26 protein-coding genes are annotated in these 26,908 nt (G+C 55.2%); 17 read left to right on the top strand and 9 right to left on the bottom strand.

What is annotated here, in order from left to right; all coding sequences use genetic code 11:
• Positions 1–54: 54 nt before the first annotated feature.
• The 5 genes from EPD59_RS21875 to EPD59_RS10050 all read left to right on the top strand — a co-directional run bounded on the left by EPD59_RS21875 (position 55) and on the right by EPD59_RS10050 (position 5,107).
• Positions 55–651, top strand: coding sequence for a sugar-binding domain-containing protein (locus EPD59_RS21875; RefSeq protein WP_205703527.1), 597 nt, complete (start codon positions 55–57; stop codon positions 649–651).
• Positions 552–1,847: a glycoside hydrolase family 2 TIM barrel-domain containing protein gene (locus EPD59_RS21870; protein WP_317128531.1), complete on the top strand. Its 1,296-nt coding sequence runs from the start codon at positions 552–554 to the stop codon at positions 1,845–1,847. Before EPD59_RS21875 ends, EPD59_RS21870 begins: the two co-directional genes overlap by 100 nt.
• Entirely contained in the window at positions 1,790–2,464 is a 675-nt protein-coding gene (locus tag EPD59_RS21865; protein WP_205703525.1) for a DUF4982 domain-containing protein, read from the top strand. The genes EPD59_RS21870 and EPD59_RS21865 overlap by 58 nt, the downstream gene beginning before the upstream one ends.
• Before the next feature lie 121 nt (positions 2,465–2,585).
• Positions 2,586–3,032, top strand: coding sequence for a hypothetical protein (locus EPD59_RS10055; protein ID WP_133272656.1), 447 nt, complete (start codon positions 2,586–2,588; stop codon positions 3,030–3,032).
• Between the two features lie 92 nt (positions 3,033–3,124).
• Positions 3,125–5,107, top strand: a complete 1,983-nt coding sequence (locus tag EPD59_RS10050; protein WP_133272655.1) for an AAA domain-containing protein — start codon at positions 3,125–3,127, stop codon at positions 5,105–5,107.
• 289 nt (positions 5,108–5,396) lie between these two features.
• Here EPD59_RS10050 and EPD59_RS10045 read toward each other — a convergent pair whose 3' ends face one another.
• Positions 5,397–6,530, bottom strand: a complete 1,134-nt coding sequence (locus EPD59_RS10045; protein WP_133272654.1) for an SMP-30/gluconolactonase/LRE family protein — start codon at positions 6,528–6,530, stop codon at positions 5,397–5,399.
• Positions 6,531–6,757: 227 nt separating this feature from the next.
• Between EPD59_RS10045 and EPD59_RS10040 the strand changes: the two genes are divergently transcribed.
• Complete coding sequence (locus EPD59_RS10040; RefSeq protein WP_133272653.1) at positions 6,758–7,273, top strand: FKBP-type peptidyl-prolyl cis-trans isomerase; 516 nt, start codon at positions 6,758–6,760, stop codon at positions 7,271–7,273.
• Between the two features lie 98 nt (positions 7,274–7,371).
• Here the strand turns inward: EPD59_RS10040 and EPD59_RS10035 are convergent, their stop codons facing one another.
• Together EPD59_RS10035 and EPD59_RS10030 are read right to left on the bottom strand one after the other, a co-directional pair.
• Positions 7,372–7,794, bottom strand: a complete 423-nt coding sequence (locus tag EPD59_RS10035) for a DUF4348 domain-containing protein (RefSeq protein WP_165963538.1) — start codon at positions 7,792–7,794, stop codon at positions 7,372–7,374.
• A gap of 579 nt (positions 7,795–8,373) precedes the next feature.
• Positions 8,374–9,162: an MBL fold metallo-hydrolase gene (locus tag EPD59_RS10030; protein ID WP_133272651.1), complete on the bottom strand. Its 789-nt coding sequence runs from the start codon at positions 9,160–9,162 to the stop codon at positions 8,374–8,376.
• Between the two features lie 617 nt (positions 9,163–9,779).
• Between EPD59_RS10030 and EPD59_RS10025 the strand changes: the two genes are divergently transcribed.
• The 4 genes from EPD59_RS10025 to EPD59_RS23200 are packed head-to-tail and all read left to right on the top strand — an operon-like array spanning position 9,780 to position 14,433.
• On the top strand, positions 9,780–10,319 hold the full coding sequence (locus EPD59_RS10025; protein WP_133272650.1) for a carboxypeptidase-like regulatory domain-containing protein: 540 nt from the start codon (positions 9,780–9,782) through the stop codon (positions 10,317–10,319).
• Positions 10,265–12,883 carry a SusC/RagA family TonB-linked outer membrane protein gene (locus EPD59_RS10020; RefSeq protein ID WP_133272649.1) on the top strand — a complete coding sequence of 873 codons (2,619 nt, stop codon included), beginning with the start codon at positions 10,265–10,267 and terminating at the stop codon, positions 12,881–12,883. Before EPD59_RS10025 ends, EPD59_RS10020 begins: the two co-directional genes overlap by 55 nt.
• A gap of 30 nt (positions 12,884–12,913) precedes the next feature.
• Positions 12,914–13,783: a SusD/RagB family nutrient-binding outer membrane lipoprotein gene (locus EPD59_RS23205; protein WP_133272648.1), complete on the top strand. Its 870-nt coding sequence runs from the start codon at positions 12,914–12,916 to the stop codon at positions 13,781–13,783.
• Positions 13,783–14,433 (top strand): SusD/RagB family nutrient-binding outer membrane lipoprotein, encoded by a 651-nt coding sequence (locus EPD59_RS23200; RefSeq protein WP_133272647.1) that lies wholly within the window; start codon positions 13,783–13,785, stop codon positions 14,431–14,433. Before EPD59_RS23205 ends, EPD59_RS23200 begins: the two co-directional genes overlap by 1 nt.
• A 193-nt stretch (positions 14,434–14,626) precedes the next feature.
• Here the strand turns inward: EPD59_RS23200 and EPD59_RS10005 are convergent, their stop codons facing one another.
• Positions 14,627–15,247, bottom strand: a complete 621-nt coding sequence (locus tag EPD59_RS10005) for an acyl carrier protein phosphodiesterase (RefSeq protein WP_133272646.1) — start codon at positions 15,245–15,247, stop codon at positions 14,627–14,629.
• Between the two features lie 111 nt (positions 15,248–15,358).
• On the opposite strand from EPD59_RS10005, the gene EPD59_RS10000 reads away from it, so the two are divergent.
• The 5 genes from EPD59_RS10000 to EPD59_RS09985 all read left to right on the top strand — a co-directional run bounded on the left by EPD59_RS10000 (position 15,359) and on the right by EPD59_RS09985 (position 21,182).
• Complete coding sequence (locus tag EPD59_RS10000; protein ID WP_133272645.1) at positions 15,359–15,865, top strand: pyridoxamine 5'-phosphate oxidase family protein; 507 nt, start codon at positions 15,359–15,361, stop codon at positions 15,863–15,865.
• A 162-nt stretch (positions 15,866–16,027) separates the two neighbouring features.
• A complete protein-coding gene (locus tag EPD59_RS22440) occupies positions 16,028–16,486 on the top strand; it encodes a hypothetical protein (RefSeq protein ID WP_240731703.1) in 459 nt (152 codons plus the stop codon).
• Between the two features lie 2 nt (positions 16,487–16,488).
• Entirely contained in the window at positions 16,489–16,818 is a 330-nt protein-coding gene (locus EPD59_RS22435) for a hypothetical protein (RefSeq protein WP_240731702.1), read from the top strand.
• 57 nt (positions 16,819–16,875) lie between these two features.
• Positions 16,876–18,081 (top strand): porin, encoded by a 1,206-nt coding sequence (locus tag EPD59_RS09990; protein WP_205703524.1) that lies wholly within the window; start codon positions 16,876–16,878, stop codon positions 18,079–18,081.
• 131 nt (positions 18,082–18,212) lie between these two features.
• Positions 18,213–21,182 carry a leucine--tRNA ligase gene (locus EPD59_RS09985; protein ID WP_133272644.1) on the top strand — a complete coding sequence of 990 codons (2,970 nt, stop codon included), beginning with the start codon at positions 18,213–18,215 and terminating at the stop codon, positions 21,180–21,182.
• Between the two features lie 264 nt (positions 21,183–21,446).
• Here the strand turns inward: EPD59_RS09985 and EPD59_RS09980 are convergent, their stop codons facing one another.
• The 4 genes from EPD59_RS09980 to EPD59_RS21580 all read right to left on the bottom strand — a co-directional run bounded on the left by EPD59_RS09980 (position 21,447) and on the right by EPD59_RS21580 (position 24,125).
• Positions 21,447–23,060, bottom strand: a complete 1,614-nt coding sequence (locus tag EPD59_RS09980) for an FAD-binding protein (protein WP_133272643.1) — start codon at positions 23,058–23,060, stop codon at positions 21,447–21,449.
• The gene (locus EPD59_RS09975) at positions 23,057–23,443 is read right to left on the bottom strand and encodes a hypothetical protein (protein ID WP_133272642.1); all 387 of its coding nucleotides are present in this window, start codon (positions 23,441–23,443) and stop codon (positions 23,057–23,059) included. The genes EPD59_RS09980 and EPD59_RS09975 overlap by 4 nt, the downstream gene beginning before the upstream one ends.
• 145 nt (positions 23,444–23,588) lie before the next feature.
• Positions 23,589–23,945: an MmcQ/YjbR family DNA-binding protein gene (locus EPD59_RS09970; protein ID WP_133272641.1), complete on the bottom strand. Its 357-nt coding sequence runs from the start codon at positions 23,943–23,945 to the stop codon at positions 23,589–23,591.
• A gap of 6 nt (positions 23,946–23,951) precedes the next feature.
• Complete coding sequence (locus EPD59_RS21580; RefSeq protein ID WP_165963537.1) at positions 23,952–24,125, bottom strand: DUF6728 family protein; 174 nt, start codon at positions 24,123–24,125, stop codon at positions 23,952–23,954.
• A 765-nt stretch (positions 24,126–24,890) separates the two neighbouring features.
• Here EPD59_RS21580 and EPD59_RS09965 point away from each other — a divergent pair.
• Together EPD59_RS09965 and EPD59_RS09960 are read left to right on the top strand one after the other, a co-directional pair.
• Complete coding sequence (locus EPD59_RS09965; RefSeq protein ID WP_133272640.1) at positions 24,891–25,928, top strand: phosphatase PAP2 family protein; 1,038 nt, start codon at positions 24,891–24,893, stop codon at positions 25,926–25,928.
• Positions 25,929–26,115: 187 nt separating this feature from the next.
• A complete protein-coding gene (locus EPD59_RS09960; protein ID WP_133272639.1) occupies positions 26,116–26,574 on the top strand; it encodes a nuclear transport factor 2 family protein in 459 nt (152 codons plus the stop codon).
• A 7-nt stretch (positions 26,575–26,581) separates the two neighbouring features.
• Here the strand turns inward: EPD59_RS09960 and EPD59_RS09955 are convergent, their stop codons facing one another.
• Positions 26,582–26,902, bottom strand: a complete 321-nt coding sequence (locus tag EPD59_RS09955) for a DUF6984 family protein (RefSeq protein WP_133272638.1) — start codon at positions 26,900–26,902, stop codon at positions 26,582–26,584.
• Positions 26,903–26,908: the final 6 nt, after the last annotated feature.

Genomic DNA, 26,908 nt, shown 5'->3' with positions numbered 1-26,908 from the left:
GGCTCCGAAAAATACCCGAGTATTGTCGGAAGGCCAATCCATTTTGCCTGCTTTATGAAGTTACCCCTGACTTTGCTCTCGCTGCTGCTTGCTATGACGTTGCACGCCCAACCCCGCCCTGCCAAAACCACTCTGTTTGATGCTGGCTGGCGATTTCACCGCGGCGGCGCGCAAGGAGCCGAGAAGCCCACCTTCGACGATAAGCAGTGGCGCCCCCTCGACCTGCCCCACGACTGGAGCATCGAAGATATGCCCGGCACTGCCTCGCCCTTCAACCCGGACGCCATCAGTCAGGCCAATGGTGGTTTTACGACTGGTGGCACCGGCTGGTATCGCAAAACCTTTGTGCTGCCTGCTGCTCAGAAAGGGCAACGCATTCAGCTCCAGTTTGATGGCGTGTACATGAACTCCCAGGTGTGGCTGAATGGCAAACTACTGGGCGCGCACCCCTACGGCTACACCAGCTTTTGGTATGACATCACCGATAAGGTACAATTCGGGACCGATAATGTGGTGGCCGTACAGGTCAGAAACGAGGGCGAGAACAGCCGCTGGTACTCCGGCTCTGGCATTTACAGGCACGTCTGGCTTACGGTGCTACACCCCGTGCACGTGGAGCCCTGGGGGCTTTTTTCACTACCCCGAAAATAACCCCGACGGAAGCCCAGGTAAAAGCGCAGACCAAAGTAGCCAATGAGAGCAGTCAGTCGGCCCAAATAAGGCTCGTTACCTACCTGCGCAACCCCCAGGGACGCGAGGTAGCCCGCACCGAATCGAAGCAAACGGTGGCTGCCGGTGCCTCGGCTACGCTCGTGCAGACCCTGGTCGTAAAGTCGCCGGAGCGGTGGTCGGTGGAGAAGCCCGCCCTGTATACCGCCTTCACGGAAGTTTACCAAGGTCAGCAGTTGCTCGACCAGGTAGAAACGCCGTTCGGAATTCGCTCCATCTCGTTTGATGCGCAACATGGCTTTCGCCTGAATGGCCAAACCGTAAAGCTGAAAGGTGGCTGTATTCACCACGACAACGGTCCGCTGGGCACCCGCGCCTACGACCGGGCCGAGGAGCGCAAAATTGAGCTATTGAAAGCCAGCGGCTACAATGCCATTCGCTGCTCCCACAATCCACCTTCACCCACCCTGCTTGCTGCCTGCGACCGGCTCGGGATGCTCGTCATCGACGAGGCATTTGATATGTGGCGCCATGGCAAAAATCCTCACGATTACCATCTGTACTTTGATAAATGGTGGCAACAGGACGTGGCCAGCATGGTACAGCGCGACCGCAACCACCCGTCTATCATTCTGTGGAGTCTTGGCAATGAGATACCGGAGCGCGGCACGCCAGAGGGCGTAAAAACTGCCCGCCAGCTGGCCGATTACATTCGCACATTGGATTCGACGCGAGCTATCACCGCCGCCGTCAACGGCCTCGGTCCCGACAAAGACCCCTACTTTGCCGTGCTCGATGTGGCGGGCTATAACTACGCGGCCGGCGGCGATCATCACCAGGCTGATATCTACGCGAAGGACCACGCCCGCCTGCCCAAACGCATTATGTACGGCGCCGAGTCGTATCCGCTGGAAGCTTTCGGGAGTTGGATGGGCGTGCTAGACCACCCGTATGTGGTAGGCGACTTCGTCTGGACCGCCGTGGACTACATTGGCGAGGCTAGCATCGGCTGGCTGGGCTATTGGCAATACCAGCAATTTTACCCCTGGAACCTGGCCTTCTGCGGCGATATCGACATTTGCGGCTGGAAGCGCCCGCAGTCGTATTACCGCGAAGCACTGTGGAAAGAAAACCAGGTGTCGCTCTTCGTAAAGCCCCCACGCCTTCTTTCCCCTTAAATCCGAACCAAAAAGAAGAGTGGAGCAAATGGGAATGGCACGACGTGGTGGCCGATTGGACCTGGCCGGGCCAGGAAAATAAGCCCCTGACTGTGGAAGTGTATTCATCCTGCGAGGAGGTCGAGCTGTTCCTCAATGGCAAGAGCCTCGGCGTAAAACCCACCACCCGCGCCACCAAGTTTATGGCCACCTGGAGCGTGCCGTATCAGCCCGGCGAGCTAAAAGCCATTGGCCGTACCAGCAACAAAGAGGTCAGCACTGCCACGCTAAAATCGGCTGACAAACCTGTTCGGATTTCCCTCACCCCCGACCGCCAAACGATTAAGGCCAACGGCCAGGACCTTAGCTACATCACCGTAGAGCTTGTCGACAGCAAAGGGGTACGCAACCCGAAGGTCGAAAATGCCTTGAAGTTTGAATTGATTGGCCCTGGCACTATTGTCGGAGTCGGGAACGCCAACCCACGCAGCACCGAGAGCTACCAGCGCCCCCAGCGCAACGCTTGGCAAGGGCGGGCTCTGGTTATTGTTAAATCGAGTGAGCAGATGGGAAAGATCACGTTGCGCGCTAGCGCAGATAGTTTGCCAGTTGCGGAAGTAGCGGTAGTTGCAGAGTGATTAGGATTCTTATTTCATTGTTATGCTTCAACAAACTCAGTTCAACGTTCTGACAAAAATAAAACTGCTCAAATAGAATTTAATTCTAAGCAATTAGATATTTCTCGAAACGGAGGAGACAATGAAAAAAGCCGATTCTAATTATGACAATTTAGGCCACTCAACCCCAATGGGACCTCATTTGCGAAAACTTGTTGAAGAGCATCTTATAAATGATCTAAAGCATTATGGAGTTGATAAACCAGGATTAAAATTTGATTGGTCAGATAGCTGTATAGAAGGGCACGATGCAGACTTTTTAGACGGAAGTCTCGAAAATTACTCAGGTATTGCCGTATATGATGCAAATGATAATATCGTAGCTGATGGTTGGATGGAGTTTATTCTAGCAGGCGATTTTTTTCTAGTTTACTGGGACGATTTAACGACATGGCAAGAAGATCAGCAGGTTAGCAGCAAGGAGCAGTTTGGTATTCCAGATCATATCTGGCAGCAAATACCTGACGATATCAAGCCAACTGTGAAGGATGAGCTAATGAAAGGCTCACCTTTTAGAAAGTTGGACTGATAAATAGTATATCTCATCAATCTTCTTCCCAGCATTCGGCCACCATTTCTCCGTTTTCGTTGTTACCAACGATCTATCCAATCCCGATTCCTTTGTCTGAACAACATATCCTCACCGACCCTTACGCGCTGGAAAAAGAGCTGCGTAAGGTGCAGGCCCTGCTGAAGCTGGAGCAGCAGGAAGACCTGGAGCAATTCAAAATCAAGAGTGCCAAAACCACCATTGCTGAGCGCCAACACCGTGGCCTCACCTGGTATCCGGTTAAGATTACCAAGGAAGAAATTGGCTTTGGCGGCAAGCTGGTGCTCGAACTAGAGCGCCCGGCCAGCCAGAACAGTCTGCACTTATTTCAAGTGGGTCGCAATGCCGCTCTTTTTGGCAATATTCCCAACCGCGCCGGCTCCGACCGGCCCACGCTCAACGGCGTGATTACGGCCGTGCGCCGCAACAAAATCCTGCTCGCTACTAATAAGGAAGACCTCCCCGACTGGGTCGATGAAGGCAAGCTGGGCGTGGATCTGACCTTCGACGAGGTCAGCTACCGCGAAATGGACTACGCCTTGGGCAAAGTCATGGGCGCCTACGAAAACCGCCTGGCGGAGCTGCGCGACGTGCTGCTGGGGGGCAAATTGGCGCGCTTCAAGCCTGATGCAGAGGCTAATTTGTACTACCCAAGTCCGTTGAACGAATCGCAGCTGGCCGCCGTGCGCCACGTGCTGGCGGCACAGGATGTGGCCATTATTCATGGTCCTCCCGGCACGGGCAAAACCACTACGCTGGTGCAGGCCATCATCGAAACCATCCGGCGCGAGCGGCGGGTGCTGGTGTGCGCACCTTCCAATACGGCCGTGGATTTGCTCACCGAAAAGCTGGCTGAGCGCGGCGTGAACGTCATTCGTATGGGCAACCCCTCGCGCGTGTCCGACTTACTGCTGGAGCACACGCTCGACGCTCAGATTATGAGTCACAAGAGCTATTCGGAGTTGAAATCGATGCGGCAAACGGCCGAGCAGTACCGCGAGATGGCCGGCAAATTCAAGCGTCATTTTGGTTGGGAAGAGCGCGAGCAGCGCCGCATGCTAAAAGAGCAGGCTCACCAGTTGTTGCAGGAGTCAGATCAACTGGAACGATACATCACCGAGGATTTGCTGGAAAAAGTGCAGGTGATTACTTGTACGCTGGTGGGCGCTGGCAACCGCGCCATCCGTCACCTCACTTACGAAACGGTCTTTATTGACGAAGCTGCCCAAGCCTTGGAGCCCGGCTGTTGGATTCCAATTACCCGCGCCAACCGCGTGGTGCTGGCCGGCGACCATTGCCAATTGCCCCCCACGGTGAAAAGTGAGCAAGCCGCCCGCGATGGTCTGCGCGAAACGCTGTTCGAGAAGTGCATTCAGCGCCAGCCCGACGTGGCCCGCATGCTGGAAGTGCAATACCGTATGCACGAGCAGATTATGGCCTTCAGCTCAGCCCAGTTCTACGACAACAAGCTCATCGCCCACCCCACCGTCCGCCACGCCGACCTACCAGACTACGACCTTCGCTTCGCCCCCGACCTGGCCGTGGAGTTCCTGGATACCGCCGGCTTTGGGTTTCAGGAAATGGGCATCGCCGAAAGCCGCTCCGTGGCCAACCCCGAAGAGGCCGACCTGCTCCTGCGTCGCCTCACCGAGCTACTGGCCGCCTACGTGCCCGAAGATCATCTGGAAGACTTGCTAACAGTGGGCGTCATTGCCCCCTACCGCTCTCAGATCAACTACCTGAAGGACAAAGTAGAGGAAACGCCGGAGCTAGCCGAAATGACTACTCACCGCCTGCTCACCGTGGGCACTGTGGATGCTTTCCAAGGTCAGGAGCGCGATATTATCTGCGTATCGATGACGCGCTCCAACTCGGCCGGCGACATTGGCTTTCTCTCCGATATCCGCCGCATGAACGTCGGCATGACCCGCGCGCGCCGCAAGCTCCTCATCGTCGGCGACTCCAGTACGTTGGGCCGCCACCCGTTCTACCGGGACTTTCTGGATTATGTGGAAAGCATTGGCGCGTATCGGACGGCTTGGGAAATGCAGTAGGGGCCTCACCCCCGGCCCCTCTCCTAGGGGCGAGGGGAGCCTAACGCTAGGTGTTCTTCGTTGCACCTTCGGCGCTCGCCTCAGGCACGACTACCGAGGCTTATCGATAAAGAAGCCCTCCAGAACTATTTCTGGGGGCTTTTTTACTTTGACACTGTGAATGTTAAGCTGGTAGCGGTTGCGGAGGCGCAAGCCGACGCAGCCGCGTCGGCCGGGCGTCAGGTTTCCCCTCTCCCCTAGGAGAGGGGGCCGGGGGGTGAGGCCTTGTCGAACAGGCCGGAATGGGCCCTTACTGCAAATCAATAACCGACATCGTATGCGGTGCGTCGGACTTCTTATTCACAAAGTTCTTCTCCGGCTTATCGAAGTTAGTAACGTACAGGCGCTTACCATTGAGTAGCACTTCGGCGGGCTGATCGAGGAGGCCGTTAGCGCCGTTGGTATCGCCGTTTTTAGCCAACGTTGTTACGGAGTTGTTCTTCAGATTAATGACCTGGATGGCGTTGTCACGGGAGTTGCAGACGTAGACTTTGTCGGTAGCGCGGTCAATGACGAGGCCATCGACGCAGGTGATTTTGTCGCCGGTAAGCTTCAGGGCCTCCTTCTTGGCCAACGTGCCGTTAGGCTTCATGGTTAATTTATAGAAAGTGCCATCGCCAAAAGAGCCGGTGTAGAAGTCGCCGCGACTATCGTAGTCGAGGCCGTCGGCGCCGTTATCCACGTTGGTTTCGTTGACTTGGGTAGTGAAGGTGGCCAGCACGTGCGGGTCCATGGTTTTGGGTTTCAGGTGCACCACGCCTTTATTTAATTCATCCAGCGTAAAGACCAGCACGGCGCTGCCTTTGTCGTTGTTGGGCATATCCCACTGGCTGTCGGTCACATAAATCTTATTTTCTTTCCAGACCACCGCATTGGCCAGCGCGAAGTTATCGACCACCGTTTCCACGGTGCCGGGCTTCCCATTTTCTACCCGCACCCGCATCAGCCGCGATTTGAAGTTCTTGTCGTTTTCGTACTGGTTTTCGGCGTAATACAGGTGGCCATCGGGTCCGAAGGCGAGGTCCATGGGCGCTGCCTTCCTAGTAGTTGGCTCGGGGGGCAAAGTTGTCAAGTAAGGCTGGATACTGGTGTCGGTCATTTCCATCAGCACGGCCGGGTACGAGTTATTGGCTAAGTTGGGTACCGAGAGGATAATGGTACCATTCGGCGCCAACGCCATCCCATCGGGAGTGTTGTGGGCCTCGTCGAGGGTGTGCAGCAGCTTGGGGCGGCCAATCTGCGCTATCGTATCCGGAGTAGCCGCGGCCGTATCGGCGGGAGCAGCGGCGGCCGTGTCTGATGTCTCGGTCTTGGTGGTGTTTGTTTGGCAGTTAGCCAGCAGTCCTCCACTGGCAAGTAATAAGGTAATGAGGTTGGTTTTCATAGCAGTTGTAGGAGCAGGTGATTGATTTCTGGTAATTCTATGGTTTAGGTTAACGGCCTGCCGTCAAACTCGTTTGTGTGGGGGGCAAATTTTTACTTCCCCAAAACCTCTCCGCCTAGGTTGCAGTATCACAGAAGGTAGCGCTGGCATTCGATACCATTTCCGTAACTAGCCGCTCGAAACCCATTTCCAACCCACATTCCAGGACTTTGCAGTCCCCCTGCAGTATGGCTCAAATCAGCGAAAACAAAGTCGTTACCATCACCTACGATCTAAGCGTGACGGACGAAAACAACGAAAAAGTATTAGTCGAATCTGCCGAGGCGGACAGCCCCATGGTGTTTCTGTTTGGCCACAGCGGCCTGCCTGAGGAGTTTGAAAATCAGCTCGATGGCAAACAGGCCGGCGACTCGTTCAACTTCTCCCTCACCCCCGACCAGGCCTACGGCGACTACGACCAGCAAGCCGTCGTAGCCATTCCCAAGCAAGTATTCGAAATCGATGGCCAGATAGATGAGGAGATGCTCCAGGAAGGCAACTTCCTGCCTATGTCCGACAACGAAGGCCACCAGATGCAAGGTAAAATCGTGTCTATCGGCGACACGGAAGTACAAATGGACTTCAACCATCCCCTGGCCGGTATGGTCATGCACTTCGACGGCCAAGTAGCCGCCGTCCGCGACGCAACGCAAGAAGAGCTAGCCCACGGCCACGTGCACGGCGAGGGTGGACATCATCATTAAGCATTGCTTTAGTACTTAAATGGAAAACGGGGCCTTTTGGGTCCCGTTTTTTTGTGTTGAATATATTATTATGCTACTATCATTCCGGAATTCAATAATTACAGATTAATATCTTCGTAATAAACTAGAAACCACTTACCTGACTTAATCTTGAAAGTATATTTTGACCCAAAAGAAACATTCTTTTGTGCCACTTCATCAATAGCAACACTATCTGAACGTATTTTTTTAACTTGAAAATCCGCAGTATCAATCTGACTTGGAATGCCTTTGTACATTATCCATTGATCTTTTTGCCAATAATATACTTTATCACTTATATCCATTTCATCAGTGTTTATGCCTGGTAATGGAAAGTTTATCCTTTGTATTTGAAAAACGCTATCATTTGTAAATCTGTTGTAAAACTCATCAAATGGCTCTGAAGCAACAACGCCTTCGGTGCGTCCATCTATGTTGACGGTTTTATTTTCAGCATTATTATTCTGGCACCCTCCTAACCAAAATGCTATTATTGCCATACTTATTTTATTGTATAAAAAATTGTTAACACTATTCATTTTTTATGATGTCTTTTTTAGTAAAACAACCTAATCCCTCTAAAATATGGCCCCATCTAGCGCGAGTTTAGCGAAGCGCAACTCGTGCTTAATCATATGTGGAGGTTGTACCTCCACTGCGGCAAAGCGGCAAGTCGGGACCAAAATAAATCGTCTCTATCGAGACCGTTTTGTTCTAATGGAGGAGGCGCAGCCTCCCAAAATGATAGACACGAGCTACAAGCTCGCGCCAGTTCCGAAACTACTTCCCCGCTTCGGTACTGATAAAGAGTTGAGTTGCCTCTCTCAATTCCGGCCATAACGCCCAAAAATCTGCTTCATACGCCGTTAGTTCCGTCAGAAACGCGGCGGCTCCGGTGGCTAGTAATTCGGCGCTGGGTATGCGAACTGTGCTTAGTGCTAGCGTCAGCGCGTCGTTAATTCTCCCGCTGCAGTCTCCCCCTTCCGTATCAACAACTAGTCAGGTGAGCGGAGGGCAGCGTAAGTGGCCTTGGCGGTTAGGGCCGAGGCCCGGCAATGGGTTTTTTGAGCGACGGGGACTTACGGGGCCGCCGGATACCAGTCGCGCAGCCGCACGTCAATTTTGGGGTTGGCTGCGTTGACTGCTTGCTTAAAGCCCTTTACGTCGCTCAGGCCGTTCTCTCCCCGGTAATGGTAGGGATACACGACGCCCGGACGGAAGGCCAACACGGCCTGCGCGGCTTGGGTTATATCCATAGTGTAGGGCAGGTTCATGCACACAAAAGCCACGTCGATGCCCTGCAGGGCACGCATCTCGGCAATGTCTTCTGTGTCGCCGGACACATAGACGTTTTTGCCCCCTAACATCAGCACGTAGCCATTACCCCGGCCTTTGGGGTGACGCGAGTCCGCCGCTTCGGGCAAGTTATACATGGGCAATGCCGATACCCTCAGGCCCAGCGTATCGAGCCGCTGGCCGTTGCGCAAAATGCGCACCTGTGCCTTATACCCCGCCGGCAACCGCTCAGCAACCGCCGGGGGAACGATCAGCAGAGCTTTGCCCACTGAGAGGCCTGCTAGCGTCTTCGGGTCTAGGTGGTCTCCATGGATATCCGTGATAAGGATCACATCGGGCGGGGCCAGGCCGGCATAGGCTGCCGCGCCCCCATAGGGATCCACGTACACCGTTTTCTTGTTCCAGGTAAAGACCACGCTGCCGTGGGTGATGGGCTGCACCGTAAGAGGACCTTTGCTGGTGGCAATTTGGTCGGCGGGTACGCGTGGCGCGGCAGCGGGGGAAGTGGGTTGGGCCGGCGCGGGCAGCGCTAACGCTACCAGCGCGCTGGTGAGTAGAAGAAGAGATTTCATTCGTTACCTGTGAGTTGAGTAGGGTGAACTTAGCGGCTTTTTCCAGTAAGAGGATTCCCCCAAAGTAGTCGCTAAGAAACGCTGCAATTATAACCGGGACGCGCACCGCAAGTTCAAATCCGCAATTCTCCTCCGCGTAGGGGGGTAATTTCCTTCTCTCTCAATCCGCGCCTAACTTTCTTTTCACTAGGGCAGACTTCCCTGCCCGAAAACGTGGTTCCCGTTCGGCTATAGCCCGGCGGCCACTAGCGTTGTCAAGCGATAACTACTGCTCCATTGTTCAGATCCTTTCCCGACTAGGTGCGCGTCATGCGCGTTATGGCCAGCAAACCGAACTCACTGAGCTTTACACTGCGCGCCCCTAGGCTTAGAATTCTGCTGGGCTTGGGGGCGCGCAGGTCATCGTCCTCATCGGGGTAATACACCCGGGCGTCCCCTTGATTGTCTTTGTCTAGCTCGGACTTTTCCTCGTTTCCGGGCCGATCATCTAGCCCTTCCTCATACTAATATGGAATTAAGGTTACTATCCGCCTCCATAAATCTTATTTATATAGCGTATTTTCTTATTTATATACCTTATTCTTATATCTTCCCTCCAAGAACCTAACCTGAATTGTATGATGAGAAAACTACTCTCCGTCTTTGTGTTCTTCGGCCTCTGCCAAATAGCCCTCGCCCAGGACAAAGAAATTTCAGGTACCGTTGTTTCCAAGGAAGACAACTCCCCTATGCCGGGCGTCACGCTGGTGCTCGAAGGCACCACCCGAGGCACCCAAACTGATGTGGGGGGCAAATTTAGCTTACAGGCCCCCGAGGGTGCCACGCTGGTTGTTTCATTCATTGGCTTCCTGACGCAGAAAATACCCGTCACGAAGCAAAGCGTGTACAACATCTCCATTGCCCAAGACTCGAAGCTGCTCAACGAAGTAGTAGTTACCTCCTTCGGCATTGAACGGGACAAGAAATCGCTGGGGTACGGGGTAAGTGGGGTCAGCGCTGAGCAGATCACCAAGGCCCCCGTAGCCGATGTCACCAATGCGCTGGCGGGCAAAGTGGCCGGGGTGCAGATCTCCGGTACCGGGGGGGGCTTGCCAGTTCCAACATCACCATCCGGGGATTTTCCAGTATCACGGGCAGCAATCAGCCCTTGTTCGTGATCGATGGCGTGCCCATTGACAACAGCGGGGGCGCCAACAGTGTGAACTCCGGGGTAGCCACCTCCAACCGGGCGGCAGATATCAATCCGGACGATATCGAAAGCATTAGCGTGCTGAAAGGCGCCGCTGCCACCGTGCTCTATGGGTCGCGGGCGGCGTCCGGCGTTATCCTCATCACCACTAAAAAAGGCAAAGCGGGTACCAAGAACCTGATTACCTTCTCCTCCAACTACGGCGCTGGGCGAATAAACCGGTTTCCTGACTTTCAGAATGAGTATGCCCAGGGCAACAATGGCACGTACGCCAACAATGTCCCCGGCTCGTGGGGGCCGCGCATCACCGGGCAGACCGTCACCAATTGGTTTGGGGAGGAAGAGGTGCTGCAAGCCTACCCGGATAATGTGCGCGACATTCTGCAGACCTCGACCTTTCTCCAGAATAACCTGAGCTTCTCCGGAGCGAACGATAAAAGCAACTACCGCATCTCCTACGGCAATACCTATGAAACGGGACTGGTACCGGGCAATGAGCTGAAGCGCAACTCTTTCAACATCAATCTGGGCACGAGCTTAACGGACAAGCTGACGGTCAACACCTCCATCAACTACATCAACAACGGCTCGGAGCGCACCCAGGCCGGCAACCAAGGCTCCAATCCGCTCTGGCGAGGCATCTATACGCCCCGAAGCTATAACCTGTCGGGGGTGCCTTACCAAGATGAGTTGGGTAACCAGCGCTGGTTTGCCGCCGAGGATCAGCCCTACTGGGCCATCGAGCACGTGACCTACTCGGACGAGACAAACCGGGTATTTGGTAACCTAAACCTCGCCTATGACTTTACCGACTGGCTGCGAGCCGACTTCCGCATTGGGGGTGACGTATTTTCTACGCGCAGCAAAGGCTTTGACGACAAAGGCATCCGCAGCAACGGCAACACCAACTCGGCCGGTGCCGGCGGCATCCGGGACGCCGAGCTCTTTTCCCGCGACATTAACTCCTACCTCACGGTAACGGGCAACCGCAACCTCGGGCCCGACTTCCGCCTCACCGCCACCTTGGGCAACGAGGTAATCTCTAACTATAGCAGCACGATAAACGCCGTTGGCCTGGGTATCGTGGTTCCGGGATTCGATAACCTGAAGAACTTCCTGTCTTATAACCCTTCCGGTAGCATGACGGAGCGCCGGCTGATGGGCTTCTTCGGCGACTTCATTCTGGATTACAAAAACTTCCTCACCCTGAACATCAAGGGCCGCAACGACTTTTCCTCAACGCTGACCAAGGAAAACCGCTCGATCTTCTATCCGGCGGTAGCGGTGAGCTTCGTGCCGACCGATGCCTTTCCCCAGTTAAAAGGGAACATCCTCTCTTCGGCGAAGATTCGGGCCAACGTGGGAGAAGTAGGCAAGGGGGCCGCCGTGTACAGCACCAGCACTTACTGGGGCCAGGCCAGTGCCGCCGATGGCTGGGGCTCCACCACGGTTAACTTTCCCTTTAATGGCTTAGCGGGCTTCACCTACAACAACTCCGCCGGCAATCCCAACCTCAAGCCCGAGTTTACGCGGGAGATAGAGCTAGGCACCGAACTCAGCTTCTTCCAGAATCGCCTCTACCTCGACGCCTCGGTCTATAAGCGAGATACCCGCAACCTGATCTTCGCCGTGCCGGTGCCGGCGACCTCGGGCTTTACTAGCTCCATCACCAATGCTGGCAAGCTCTCGACCAAGGGGCTGGAGGTGCTGCTGTCGGGGAGTCCTATTAAAACCGCAAATTTCCGCTGGGAGTCCATTCTCAACTTCACCACCTTCCGCACCGTGGTCGAGGAGCTGGCCCCGGGCGTCGAAAGACTGACCATTGGGGGCTTTACTTCCCCAAACACCCAGGCCGTGGCCGGCCAGCAGTACGGCCTGATCTACTCGACCGACTACCTCAAGGACGAGCAGGGCAGGCTCCGGATTGGGGCCAACGGGCTGCCGCTGACGGCGCCCGGCGTATCGGCCATTGGTAACCCAAATCCGCGGTTTACTATGGGCCTGACCAATACTTTCACCTACAAAGGCTTGAGCCTGTCCTTCCTGCTAGATTGGAAGTACAAAGGGGATATTCTCTCCCGAACTGTTGGTGATTTACGAATTCAGGGAGTAGCGGCTGAAACGGCTGAGTTCGCACGTTTTAACGCAGATGGTACCCCAAACAAACCGTACCTGTTCGAAGGGGTTTTGGCTGATGGCCGACCTAACGATGTGTATGTAACAGCCCAGGACTATTGGGGCTTGCGTGGCAAGTATGTCGCTTGGGCCGGCTACGTCCACGATGCCTCATTTGTGAAGCTGCGCGAGGCGAACCTGAGCTATAGCCTGCCCCAGCCGCTGCTGGCCAAAGTAGGCTTTATCGATGCGCTCCAGGTTTCGCTGTACGGCCGCAACCTGTTCGTGCACGCGCCGAACTACCCGCACCTCGATCCCGAGCAGAACCTGCAAGGGGTGAGCAACTCCCGCGGGCTGGAGTTTGGTATTCAGCCTGTAGCCCGGACAGTCGGGGCCAGCTTACGGGCTACCTTCTAACTTTTCCTTTCCTGCAGTTACCGCACCCTCATGAAATACCCTAAACTCCTATCCATCGCGCTGGTGTCGGCCGGGTTAATTTTCCCCTCGTGTGACAGCTTTTTCGATGTAAACGATGACCCGAACAACATCACCGTAGCCCGCGCTACCGAGATTCTGCCGGCCGCCACTACCAATCTTGGCTTCATGGGGGTAAGCGATTTAATGCGCTACAGCAACCTGATCATGCAGCAGTTTTCTGCGCAGGGGCCGGTATTGAATAACACCTTCACCAACTACGAGCGCTACTCCATCAGCGACTCGGACGTCAACAATACGTGGAACTCTATTTTTGCGGGTATTCTCGCCGATCTGGAGCAACTGATTAAAGTATCCACGGAGAATGGCAGTCCTCACTACACCGGGGTGGCTAAAATCCTAAAGGCCTATACCTACCAGGTCACGGTGGATGCCTGGGGCGATGTGCCGTACACCGAAGGGCTTAAATTCGGGGAGGTTCAATACCCAAAGTACGATGATGACGCCGTCATTTACCCCCAGCTGATTGCCCTGCTGGACGAAGGCATCGCGGATCTGAATGCGCCTACCTCGCTGCTGGAGCCCAACGGCTTTACCACCATTTATGCCGCTCCAACCTGGGCGGCATCCAAAGTAAAATGGGAACGGCTGGCCAATACGCTAAAGCTGCGGATGTTTTTGCACTACAGTGAGTCTGATCCGGCCTTTGCCTCTCAGCAGATCAGGGCCCTGATCAGCAGTGGCGCAGAGTTCATGAAGGCCAACGACGACAACTTCCAGATGATGTTCCTGAACCAGGCGCAGCGGCAAAACCCGCTGGCCAGCATTGAGGGGGGCAGTTCAGAGATCAATTTTTCCCCAACCGCTTTCTGGTGGATTTGATGAACACCAAGGAAGACCCCCGGCGGACGGCCTATTTTATCCCCTTCCCATTCAACTCCACCTCGTATAAGGGCTCGTCCATTCTGGACCCCACGCCGTCGGCGCTGTATTCGCGGCTGCATAGCTATCTCAAGGGCACCGCCTCGGCCGTCAACCCCGCGGGCGTGCTCGCGAACGGCAGCATACAGGGCACAGCCATCACCTACAGCGGGGACGCGCCTTCCCGATTACTGCTGTACTCTGAGTACAACTTTATCCGCGCCGAAGCCGCCTTACGCTTCGGGGCCCCCGGCGATGCCGAAACCTTCTTCCGCGAAGGTATCCGGGCCTCCCTGGGTAACGCCAACGCCACCCCGGCCGCCATTACCACTTACCTGGCAGCGCATGGCACCCTAACCGGCACGGCGGCGGCCAAGCTCGAACAGATCATCAACCAGAAATACATCGCTAATTTCGGCGTGGTGATGGAAAACTGGACGGACTGGCGCCGAACCGGTTACCCCAACATCAAGCCGATCCCGACCCCCATTGCCGTGTGGAATGGCGTGCCTAGGTCGCTGTTCTACCCCTTCAACGAAATAAGCAGCAACCCCAATATCAAGCAGAAAGCGACCTTGCTAGAAAGAGTATTCTGGGACACGCGGCCTTAGCATTACATCCACCCTCTCCGGAGAGAAACCTCTTATTTAAATCTAAATTCAAGATTACTATGTAGCTGTTCGCGAGTTACGCTGCGCTAAACTATTGCGAAACTCATCGCAACGATCTTACCTGACAGAGGCGGCGCACCCTCCCGGCATGGTAGGTACGAGCTACAAGCTCGTGCCAGTTTGGGAGTTACCATCACATTTCGGTGCTCCGCAAGGATTGAGAAGCAGCCCGCAGTTCCGGCCAAAATTCCCGGAAATCTGCTTCGTACGCCGGCAGCTCCGCCAGAAACGCGGCGGCTCCGGTAGCTAGAATTTCGGCACTGGGTACGCGGCGGCTTAGACCGAGCAGGGCGCGCTCTAACCCTTGAGGACGGGCGTAGCCGGTAAGCCAGTCGTCGCGGCGCATGTAGTGAAGCAGATGCTGGAGGCGGTCGGGTAGCTCTTTGCGGCGGTCGTGCAACAGTGCGTAGTGGCGCTGAGCGAAGGCGGGCAGTTGCTCCGTGGGGTCGTCGAGGTGATAGTGAGCGAAGTCGCGGGCCAGCAGGTGGTCGAAGCCCATATCGGAAACGACCCCCGCCCACTTGCCTAAGCCAGCTTCGCGCAGGCGGGCCGTAGTGCGGCGCACGAGTGGGTGCGCATCAGTAAAGGAGTCGATGAAGCGGTGCAGGCGGATGCCGCGCTGCACGGCGGGCGGATAAGCCAGCACGCCGGCCTGTCCGCGCACAGCTTCGGCGGCGAAGTTACCAACTACAATATCGGCGTAATCGGGGGAGGCAGGCGAGCCGGACAGCAGTAAGTGGGCGAGAAAGTTCACAGGGAGCTAAAGTACGCCATGAACAGGGAAAAGCTCGACCGCTCTGAACCTTCGAGAGCACCGGCCGTATTTCTAAGCACTGATCTACGTACCACCAAAACCCTAGAAATCATGGCCGAGCAAGTAGCCGTAAGTAACGACGTAACAAAGCTGATTGAGCGTATTAAAGACATCAAAATAGCAATGATGACCACAGCCGAGCCCAACGGCACGCTGCACAGTCGTCCGATGTATACCCAAGAGCCGGAAGATAATGGCACGCTGTGGTTTTTCACGGAGCGCGACTCTGCCAAAATTGACGAAGTGCAGAAAGATCGGCACATCAATTTGGGATACTCTAAGCCCGATGATAATCTGTACGTGTCTATTTCGGGCACGGCCAGCGTGGTAAACGACCGTCAGAAAATCAAAGACTTATGGAGCGAAGGCTTGCGCGCCTGGTTTCCTAAAGGCTCCGATGACCCGAATATTTCCTTGCTGAAAGTGGACATTGAGCGCGGCGAGTATTGGGATCAGCCCAGCAATGTGCTGGTGCGTGCTTTTGGCTACGTGAAGGCCGTAACCACCGGCGAGCGCTACCAGCCCACCGGCGACGAGCATGCCAAAGTAAATCCCTAGAGCTGCTTTTCTGAGCTATAAGAAGAGGGTCGGAAGCAATTCCGGCCCTTTTTTGTTGGTTACTAGTTTTACGGCTACACACTTTCTTTGACCGTCATGCAGAGCGGCAGCGACGCATCTGGCGTGCTGATGTCTGATTAGTAATCCAGCTAAACACGCGAGATGCTTCGCTGCGCTCTGCATGACCGCCTATGGTATTGTTGTAATGCCTTTTTACTTTCGATTCTGAACACTGATTCCTTGGCTCCTACCCCGCTTACTACTATTTCGTTATTCGGTTTATTGCCTGGGCAGGCTCGCTGGGGCTTAGCCCAGATGGGCACTTCGCAGGGTCCACTGCGCAAAGTGGCAGGACTGCGGTTTTTTAAGCTCTTAGGCAGTGGGGCAGACAATGGATTTGGACTGCGGCCGAACCTGCACTTATATGGAATGATGGCGGTGTGGGAATCGGCGGCGGCGGCCGAGGCATTTTTTGCGGCGCACCCATTGTGGGCAGAGTACCAACGTCGCAGCCGGGAAATCTGGACGGCGCGCCTGGCGCCTATCAAAGCGCATGGGCTTTGGGACGGGTCGAATCCGTTTGACTACAGCCCAGAAATGCCCCCAGCGACGGTCCGATAGCCGTGCTGACCCGCGCTTCTATTCGCTGGTGGAAAACGCCGCGCTTCTGGAAGTACGTCGCTCCTACCAGTGCGGCCATTGCGGGCGCGCAGGGCGTATTGGCGGCTGTAGGTTTGGGCGAGTTGCCGGTGGTGCGGCAGGCTACATTTAGCGTGTGGGAATCGGCGCAGGCCATGCAGCAGTATGCGTATCGAGACGAGAAACACAAGGAGGTTATTCGGCTGACGCGGCAGGAGAAATGGTACGGGGAAGAGCTGTTTGCGCGGTTTCGGGTATTGAGCAGCGAAGGCACCTGGGGGGGCAAAAATCCGCTTCAATTCTACTTGCCATAATATTGTGACGCGGGATGTACTGATCGGCCGCGTTTGCTTTGCTTACTTTGCGGCCTTATGATGCGACGTTTATTAGTGGCCGCTGGCTTGAGCGGGGGGCTTTTATTGGGCCTGAATCAGCAGGTGTACGCCCAGGGTGAGGCCGATGAACGACCAGTGCGCTTCAATGGCATGGAGTTCCGCTCTCCTGACTCTCTCTTCTTCATCAACTTCCGCTTTCGGATGCAAAACCGCATGGGATTCGTCACCCGTTCGGGCACCGATCTGGGCGTGAGGGAGTACGACGCCCGGGTGCGCCGCCTACGCTTGCGGGCCGATGGCTATGTGCTGCGCGAACGGCTGGGCTATACTCTTCAACTAGCATTCTCGCGCGCCGACCAGGATTTTGAGGCTTCCGGCATTGCCAACATTGTGCGCGACGCGGTCATTTTCTACAACTTCAACCCCAACTTCTACGTGGCCTTTGGGCTCAACAAACTGCCCGGCAACCGGCAGCGCGTCACGTCGTCGGGGCAGTTGCAGTTTGCGGAGCGCTCCATTGTGAATTCGGCCCTGACCATTGACCGCGACTTTGGAGTAAAAGTTTACTTCACTCACCCCATTGGGCCGGTGGCGCTGTACTCGCTGAAAGGCGCTATAACTACTGGCGAAGGGCGCAGTGCCAACGGCTCAAGCCCTGGCCTGGCGTATACCGGCCGCGTGGAATGGCTACCCTTTGGCGCTTTCCAAGATGGTGGCGACTACTCGGAGGGCGACCTGGCCCGTGAGCCGACACCCAAAGTATCGGTGGCGGCGGGCTACAGCTACAACCGGCAAACCACCCGCACCGGCGGGCAGCTCGGCACCGACTTATTCAGCCCCGTAGACCTGGGCACGTTTATTTCCGATGCGGTGGTGAAATACCAGGGCTGGGCCTACTTGGGCGAGTATATGCAACGCCACAGCCCCGATCCGTTGACCTTTGACTCTACTGATGAGCTGCGCTATGCGTATGTGGGCCGGGGCCTCAACCAGCAGCTTTCCTACTATTTCCCTTCGGGCTGGGAGCCGGCTTTGCGCTACTCCTGGCTGCGGCCTGACCGTGTACTCAGGGAGCAAGCAAACCAACAGGAAGTACTTGAGGTGGGCTTGACCAAATACCTGCGCAAGCACCGGGTGAAAGCCCAACTCAATGCCAGCTACCAGCCCGCCCGCGGCAACTGGGACCTCGATGCCCCCGGCAACCGCTGGGGCGGCGTGTTTCAGTTTGAGTTGGGAATATAAATCGGGACAGTCGTAAAAAAGCCCCCCAGAGCCGGCGAAGCGTGCCTTGTAGCCAACACAGGCTATTTATCAAGGCGCCGCGCGGCTTTTTGCGTAATTTCGCCTGTTCAGAACAGCCTAAACTCCTGCTAATGCCCGCGTATCGTCCCGAGGAAATTGAAAAAAAGTGGCAAGCCCACTGGAAAACGCATAAAACGTTTGAGGTCAGCAACAGCTCCGACAAGCCCAAGTACTACGTGCTCGACATGTTCCCGTACCCCAGCGGCGCGGGCCTGCACGTAGGCCATCCGCTGGGCTACATTGCCTCCGATATTGTGTCGCGCTTCAAGCGGTTACAGGGTTTTAATGTGCTGCATCCCATGGGTTTCGACTCGTTTGGCCTGCCCGCCGAGCAGTACGCCATCCAGACGGGTCAGCACCCTGAAAAAACGACCCGCGAGAACATTCAGCGCTACATAGAGCAGCTTTCGTCGCTGGGTTTTAGCTACGACTGGAGCCGCGAAATTCGTACTTCTGACTCCAGCTACTACAAGTGGACGCAGTGGATTTTCCTTAAGCTGTTCAACTCCTGGTATAACCTAGAAACCAACCGCGCCGAAAACATCCGCACCTTGCAGGATATTTTTGGCGAGAAAGGCAGCGCCGGCGTGCGTGCCGCCGGTGATGCCGACGAGCGCCACGACTTCACAGCCGGGCAGTGGCAGATGATGACCGAGAAGCAGCGCATCGACGCGGTTCACCCCTATCGTCTGGCGTATCAGTCGGATACGTACGTGAACTGGTGCGCGGCGCTGGGCACGGTGCTCAGCAATGATGAGGTGAAAGATGGCCTCTCGGAGCGCGGCGGCTACCCCGTCGAGCGACGCCTCATGCCCCAGTGGAACCTGCGCATCACCGCTTATGCCGACCGTTTGCTCCAGGGCCTCGACACCATCGACTGGCCCGAGCCGGTGAAGGAAATGCAGCGTAACTGGATCGGCCGCTCGGTGGGCGCTGAGGTTACGTTTCCGCTCCAAAATGCCCCCCAGCAGGGCATTAAGGTATACACCACCCGCGTCGACACGATTTATGGCGCCACCTTCATGGTGTTGGCGCCCGAACACGAGCTGGCTGCCCAGCTCACTACGCCTGAGCAGAAAGAAGCCGTGGACGCCTATGTGCTGGCCAGCAAGCGCCGCTCGGAGCGCGACCGTATGGCCGATACCAAAACCGTGTCGGGCGTATTTACCGGCAGCTACGCTATTAATCCAGTAAGTGGCGAGCCTGTGCCCGTGTGGTTGGCCGACTACGTGCTGGCTGGCTATGGCACCGGCGCCGTGATGGCCGTGCCCAGCGGCGACCAGCGCGACTACCTCTTCGCCAAGCACTTCGATCTGCCCATCATCGCCGTCACCGATGCTCAGCAGAACCTCGATCAGCAAGCCGACCCCACCAAGGAAGGCCGCTACATCAACTCTGAGCTCATCAACGGCCTCACCTACAAAGAGGCTACCGATAAGCTCATTGCTTGGCTCGAAGAGCATAACCTAGGCAAAGGCAAAGTAAACTTCCGCCTTCGCGACGCCATTTTTGGCCGTCAGCGCTACTGGGGTGAGCCTCTCCCGATTTACTATAAGGAGGGCTTGGCCTACGGCGTGGCCGAAGCCGATTTGCCCATCGTGCTGCCCGAAATCGACGAGTATAAGCCCACCGAAACCGGCGAGCCGCCTCTGGGTCGTGCGCAGGACTGGAAGTACCGTGGCAAGTTCGACTTCGAGCTAAGCACGATGCCCGGTTGGGCCGGCTCTAGCTGGTACTACCTCCGCTACATGGACCCGCACAACGACGAGCGGTTTGTGAGCGAGGATGCCGAGCAATACTGGCAAACCGTGGACCTCTACATGGGCGGCGCCGAGCACGCCACCGGTCACTTGCTGTATGCCCGTTTCTGGTATCTGTTTCTGAAGGATCTGGGCCTCGTCAGCGGCAACGAGCCTTTCCAGAAGCTGATTAATCAGGGGATGATTTTGGGGCGCTCGAACTTCGTGTATCGACTAAATGAAATTTGGGATGATTATAACCCATCGAATGCTACGCTCGAAGCCGAACCTAGTGTTTTCATTTCTAATGAACTTCAGAAACGTCTCGCATCTAAAGCATTCACAAATGAAGATAAGAGTCATTTGGTAAACGAACTAAGTCGTATAGCTGACGTCTGGAACGAAATTAATTGTCCAATTACCCCACTGAAATTTTCTTTTGAAAAACTAAATTTCAATAAAATTACTGCACTTCACATTGACGTAAACAACGTAGAAAATGACGTCCTTAATGTTGAAGGGATAGACAACTGGAACACGAATAAAAACCTTGTTGGTAATTTCATCAGTGAGCCTAATCCAGACGGACGTTTCTTGTGTAGTTGGGAAGTAGAGAAAATGTCGAAGTCCAAATACAATGTAGTTAACCCCGACGACCTCATTAGCCGTTACGGGGCTGACGCGTTGCGCCTCTACGAAATGTTCTTGGGGCCGCTGGAGCAATTCAAGCCTTGGAATACCAGTGGCATGAGCGGCGTGAGCAGCTTCCTCAAGAAGCTCTGGCGTCTCTTCCACCCCGAAGATGGCCAGCTAGCCGTAACCGACGAGGCCGCCACGCCCGCCGAGTTGAAGGCCCTGCACAAAGCCATCAAGAAGGCCCAGGAAGACATTGAGCGGTTCTCGTTCAACACGTCCGTCAGCACCTTTATGATTGCTGTGAACGAGCTAACGGCCCTGAATTGCCACAAGCGCGCCATTCTGGAGCCGCTTACGGTTATCATTTCGCCCTACGCGCCTCACCTGGCTGAGGAGCTGTGGGCGGAGCTAGGCCACGAGCCCGGCAGCATTACCACGGCTCAATTCCCGGTGTTCGAGGAAAAATACCTCGAAGAAGCCAGCATCGATTACCCCATTTCCTTCAACGGCAAGATGCGCGGCAAAATGACCTTCGCCGCCGCCGCCGTTGCCGCTGATATTGAGCGGGAAGTATTGGCCTCCGAGATTTTCGAGAAGTTCAGCGAAGGCAAAGCGGCTAAAAAGGTAATCGTGGTGCCCGGCCGGATGGTGAATGTGGTGGTGTAGGGGCCTCACCCCCCGGCCCCCTCGCCTAAGGGCGAGGGGGAGCCTGACGCCCGACCTACGCGGCTGCGTCGGCTCACGCCTCCGCAACCGCTACCAGCTTGACGTTCACAGTGTCAAAGTAAAAAAGCCCCCATAACTAGTTCTGGGGGCTTTTTTATCGATAAGCCTCGGTAGTCGTGCCTGAGGCGAGAGCCGAAGGTGCGACGAAGAACACCTAGCGTTAGGCTCCCCCTCGCCCCTAGGAGAGGGGGCCGGGGGTGAGGCCTACACTACTGGCACCTGTGCAGGCGCTTTATCCAGGCCGCAGCGCTCCATGAAGGGGTTGGTAAATACCCGGCGTGTGGGGGCGTCAAGCAGGCGGTGGCGGCTGGCAAGCCACTGATTTACGGCCGTGTCTCCGTACATTTTGCGGAGGCGCGGTTCGGTCAGGTTAAAGTTGATTTTGCCCCAATGCAGCGTGTACGCAATGTTCAGGATTTCCAACCGGGCCCAGATCATCTCCAGAAACCGGCGCGTAATACGGGCCTCTACGCCGTCGAATTCCAGCACGGCCGTAACGGGGAAGCGCGTGAAGCCTAGAGTAGCTTTAGTGCCTTTTACAAACCGCAAGCCCAGCACACCGGGAAAGGGCGTTTGTTGGTTGAGAGCGTGAACTTCGGCCAGCACACGGAGCACGTCGCGGTTGTCGATGCCGATGGCGGCGCTGGCCGCTTTGCCTCGGATGTTGGTGTTGTCGAAGGTCTCGCTCATAGTGCCAGCCGTGCCGTTGTTGCGCTCCAAGGCCAGCGGGTACAACCGATTTACCAGCGTGGGCACCAGGGCCACGCCCGCATTACCCAAATGGTCGAGCACCGTCGAAATAAGGCCCAGCGAACTATCCCCGTAGATAAAGCCAGAAGCCGGCGCCGGCCGCCGCGGATACACCGCTCGATACGGCGCCTTAAACAGCAGTTGCACAAACACGCCCCGGTTCGGGTCAGCGCCCGTGGGGTCGAACTGGTGAGGATTGATGATGATGGTAAGGTGGTAAGGCTGGCGCGTTGGGTCGTTGAGTGGGAGTTGCAGCCACGGTTTCAGGCCTGTAAGGTCGAGGTGAGTCATGAGCCGTTTCACGCCCTCGCGGTAGGGCACGCGCGGCGAGCTGGATTCTTCTAGCAAAAACAGTGGCTCCGTTTCCAGCAGCACCCCATGTATAAAGCCGAAACTACCGAAGCTCACCAAGGCCGCATTAAACAGGTCGTCGTCGCGAAACACATCCGTTACGCCCAGCCAGTCCGTGAATTTGGGTGCAGCCACCGGGTATGATGCCCGCTCCAGCCACACGTGCCGGTCGGGGCCCGTGACGATATGCAGGCCCACCACCGTTTCCTGAACGGAGCCGAAGCGAAAAGCCCCCCCGTGCGTCCCCGTCGAGAAAGCACCTGCTATACTCTGCCCATTGCTGGCCCCGGAAGCTCGTACCGACTTTTGCCGCGACTCCAGTTGCTGTTCCAACCCGATAATGCTCATGCCGCACTCCGTAAAAAACAGGTTGTCGGCCCGGCGCCCCGCAGTTTGATACGCGGGCGCGACCATGCTCGGCTGGAGGGCAAATGACTGCCGCAACGCCAATGTGTCTACCAAGCCGCCATCGGTCACGGGCACTTCCGAAAACGACCAGCCCTTGCCAACGGCCCGCATGCGCACGTTGTGCTCGATGCCGTAGCGGATCAGCCACTGAAAGTTGGCTGTCGTTTGCTGGTACTGCTGCTGGCTGGTGGGCAGGTTGGGAATGCGCAGCTTGAAGCAGGCGCTGGCTTGCAAGCGCTGCGTAAAGTTCTCATGGCGGTTGGTCCACTCCGCCATGGGGAGCGCCTCAATTCCGTTGGGCAGGCTCATGGGCGGGCGGATAAGCTGAGTTTGCTTTCGGGCCTAGTGGCAGGCCCAAGTCCTATGGTATCGACGGCAGGCGTATAAGGCGCACAACACCAGGTTACACGCTGCTTCGTTACTACGCCTACTGTGACGAGGGACAGCAGAAAGTAGCCGAAATTCGTGTTTACCGTAACGCTGTTCAGATGATTGGAGCGCGAATCGCAGGGCGGTTTGATATCGGCCGGCTGCCGTAGCCCCCAGAAATAGGAGGTAACTACTTTGGTACTATTTGGGTCATTTACGACGGTATCACAATCGTATATGGTGGCAACGCGGGTCGTCATGCACCCTGATAGGCCCACGCTCACTATTCCCAATACCACTATAGCAGGTAGATATCGACTCATAGCAGGCTTGAATAGTATGTATATTCATAATTTATATATAAAATATTCTAAACACAAGCATTCAAAATAAAAGAAGCCGTGTCGCCCAAACCTAAAGGGGTTCAAGCAGCACGGCTAGCTGATGTAGCAGCTTTACACAGAAGCTCTAACAGTCCTTCGCGAGTTCTTCGCGTACTCCGCGTGGCAAGGACGCTCGTACTAAATCGTACGAATGATCAGTCCACTCGCGAAGCTGAGCGTTAGAAACACCGCTGCCAATAACCACGGTGTTCCAGTGTTTCTTATTCATATGGTACCCCGGCAGCACGTAGTCGAACTCCTCGCGGAGCTGCACGGCACGCTCAGGATCGCACTTCAGATTAACGCTACCATACTGACTAATGCTGGTAAGGGCGAAAATTTTGCCCCCCACTTTAAATACCAGCGTATCGTCGTCGAAGGGAGTTTCCTCCGTTACGCCGGGCTTCAAGAGGCAGTAGTCGCGATAATCTTCGATGTTCATTTGAGACTAAAGCACGTAGCGGAACAGCATCACCAGCAAGCAGACCAAGAACATGGCCATGGAGAGCTTATTGATGAAATGCATGGTACGCAGGTTGAAATTGGTGTGCCGGTTCGGGTCATTCTTGCGGAAGAAATAACCGAGGGCAGGACCGAAATTAAACAGGTTGCGACCTTTCATTACAGTGGTTTTTGGTTCGCTATCATAACACCTGACTGGCGAGAATGATTTGCTGCAAGTTAAAATAAATACACAAATTGATTGCTCCTTGTAGGGTTCAAAAACTGGCCCTAAGGCGCTCAAACGCGTGTTTTTACACCCATAATGCGCATTATAAACAATTGCTTTTATTATAATTAATCAAATAATATTTTGACTTATATTGTTATTTGTTTAAATTGACTAAGTAGATGGCATCTACTCAGTCAATCTGGATACGTCCGAACAAGAACCCTTCGGACTTGCAGCCCCGCGCCAACGGCTTTGAGCTATTCTATGCGCATATAAGGCAATAGAAGCCGTTCCCTCGCTTGTCTCACTTAGAAACTAGGATATCCACTCGGTGGACAATCCGAGCCTGAGTCTCTTGCGATTCCCTCACCGGCCTTCTCCCACCAAACCAATTTCGCTATGAAACTGCCTTTATTAAACAGCCACCTAAAAGTGGCTCAGCTGTTCGTGCTTCTTATGTCCGCTATGCTCTTCTATAGCTGCGATGAGCTATATGAGGAAATAGTACGCCGGCCGTCAAAAACCGCCCAAGAGGAAAGTGCCAACGTCGTGTACGATTGGTATGATTTGGCAGGAAAAACCGAACTGCGTAGAACCCCACAACCAGTTACGATCTTAAACAACCGAAACTTTGGGTACATAGGTGTAGGTCTGTACGAAGCCGTTCGGCAGGGTATAAAGGGAGCCGTAAGTTTATCTACAAAACTTTATCAAATGCCCCCTATGCCGACCCCGGAGCCGGGCCGTGAGTATTTGTGGGGCGCAAGTGCCAATGCTGCCTTAGCCAGCTTGTACAAGCAATTATTGGTTGGCCTTACCGACGCCGACAGAGCCCGGATTGATTCGTTGGAAAATGCCTACAACAATCGTTACCGCTTAAGCACCGCCGATGCTGTTATCAGTCGTTCGCAAGCGTATGGGCGGGCCGTTGCGAGTGCTATCTATACCTGGTCGACCACCGACAACTTTAATCTGGGGAGTCAGGGCTACGTGCTACCGGTTTTCCCGGGTTCCTACGTCCTTACCCCACCGAATTTCCCTGCCCCGCAAGGCCCCTTCTTACAGAATTCCAGGCCTTTTCTGGCATATAGCCTAACGGCTACAGCGCCTCCATTACCCGTTGCTTATTCCGAAGATCCAGCCTCCGCCTTTTACAGAGAGGCAAAAGAAGTGTATGACCTGGGAAGAGCGTTGACCCCAGAGCAAAGAGCGACCGTGAACTGGTGGGCTGATGCGGGCGGCGTAGGCGTAGGAGTTCCGGCACCCTATCATGCTCTTTCTATCATAAACGGGCTATTGAAAAGTCATAATGCCAGGCTGGGGCGGGCCGCAGAAGTGTACGCCAAAACGGGTATTGCTATGAAAGATGGCCCAATCAACACCTTCAGAGGCAAATACCAGTATAATCTGCTGCGGCCGATTACGTATATCCACCGGCATATTGATCCGAATTGGCAATCACTCTTGCCCTCGCCCCCCTACCCCGACTATCCTTCCGGATTGGTTGGGCTGAACGCTCCCATTATGCAGGTCTTAATCAGAGAATTCGGCGACATTCCGGTAACCGATAACGCCTATGCGTGGCGAGGTTTGCCAGCCCGGCAGTATCCTTCTATTTCGGCCCTGAGAGAAGAGGCTGCATTCTCCAGAATCTATGCTGGCATTCACTACCGATTTACGCAGTTGGCTTCCATACAAATGGGCATAGAACTAGGCAATAGAATTGCTGATCTGAACCTGACGCCCAATTGACAAATCAGAAGCGTACGCTTGGCAGAACAAGGTGTTTGCTCTCTACAAAGGGCAAGCACCTTTTTTGTGGGAGTACAAAAGTTGGCTTGGGGGCTTTTTCAGCACGCAAATCCTACGGCGCAGCTTTCTGGTAATTTGTCGCGTCCTTGCTATTGTAATTCAGATCATAACTCTCCACCCCTCTTTCATGAAAAGACTTCTCCTCGCTGCCTGCCTTCTGGGGGGCAATTTTGCTGCCTTCGCTCAAACGAGCACCACCGAAACCGCCGCCGTCAAGCAAACCATTAACACGTTCTTCGACGGCATGCGGCGCGGCGACAGCACGATGGTGCGAAGCACGTTGGCGCCGGGCGCCGTGTTTCAGGTCATTGCCAACCGCGAGGGCAAAACCCAGGTGCAGGTGGAGAAAGTAGCGGGTTTTCTGAAAAGCGTGGGCACGCCGCACAAGGAAGTGTACGATGAGCGCATCACCTTTGAGCAAGTGCTCATCGACGCCAACCTGGCCAGCGTCTGGACGCCGTATCAGTTTTATGTGGGCACCACTTTCAGCCACTGCGGCTACAATTCGTTTCAGCTAGTGAAGCTGGCTGAGGGCTGGAAAATCGTGCATATCATCGATACGCGCCGCAAGGAGAAGTGCAAATAGGCTGATGTTAGAAAGCGGGAATGCGCTTCAATGGTGTAGAATCGGCTTTCCAACTGTCCAGCTCATACAAGTCGCCTTCGGTGTCCAGATAAAGTGAGGCCAGTACGGGCACCTCATCCACATCTTTATACCAAAGCTCGGCTAGTACTTTCCCCAAACGTCGGTTCTGCTTATTGCTGACGAAACGCAAACTACCCATGCCGCCATCGTTTAGCTCTTCTACTTCGGCGGTAGGCAACAGAGCCAGAATCCGCTCCACCTGCGCTTTGCCGCGCAGCATATAGATCAGCAAGCCTAGTTCGGGCAGAGTTAACAGACGCTTCTCCATTTCTTC

The organism is Hymenobacter radiodurans, assembly GCF_004355185.1.
Classification (GTDB): domain Bacteria; phylum Bacteroidota; class Bacteroidia; order Cytophagales; family Hymenobacteraceae; genus Hymenobacter; species Hymenobacter radiodurans.
Note: the sequence above shows the minus strand (reverse complement) of the source record. Positions and strands in the feature narration are given on the sequence as shown.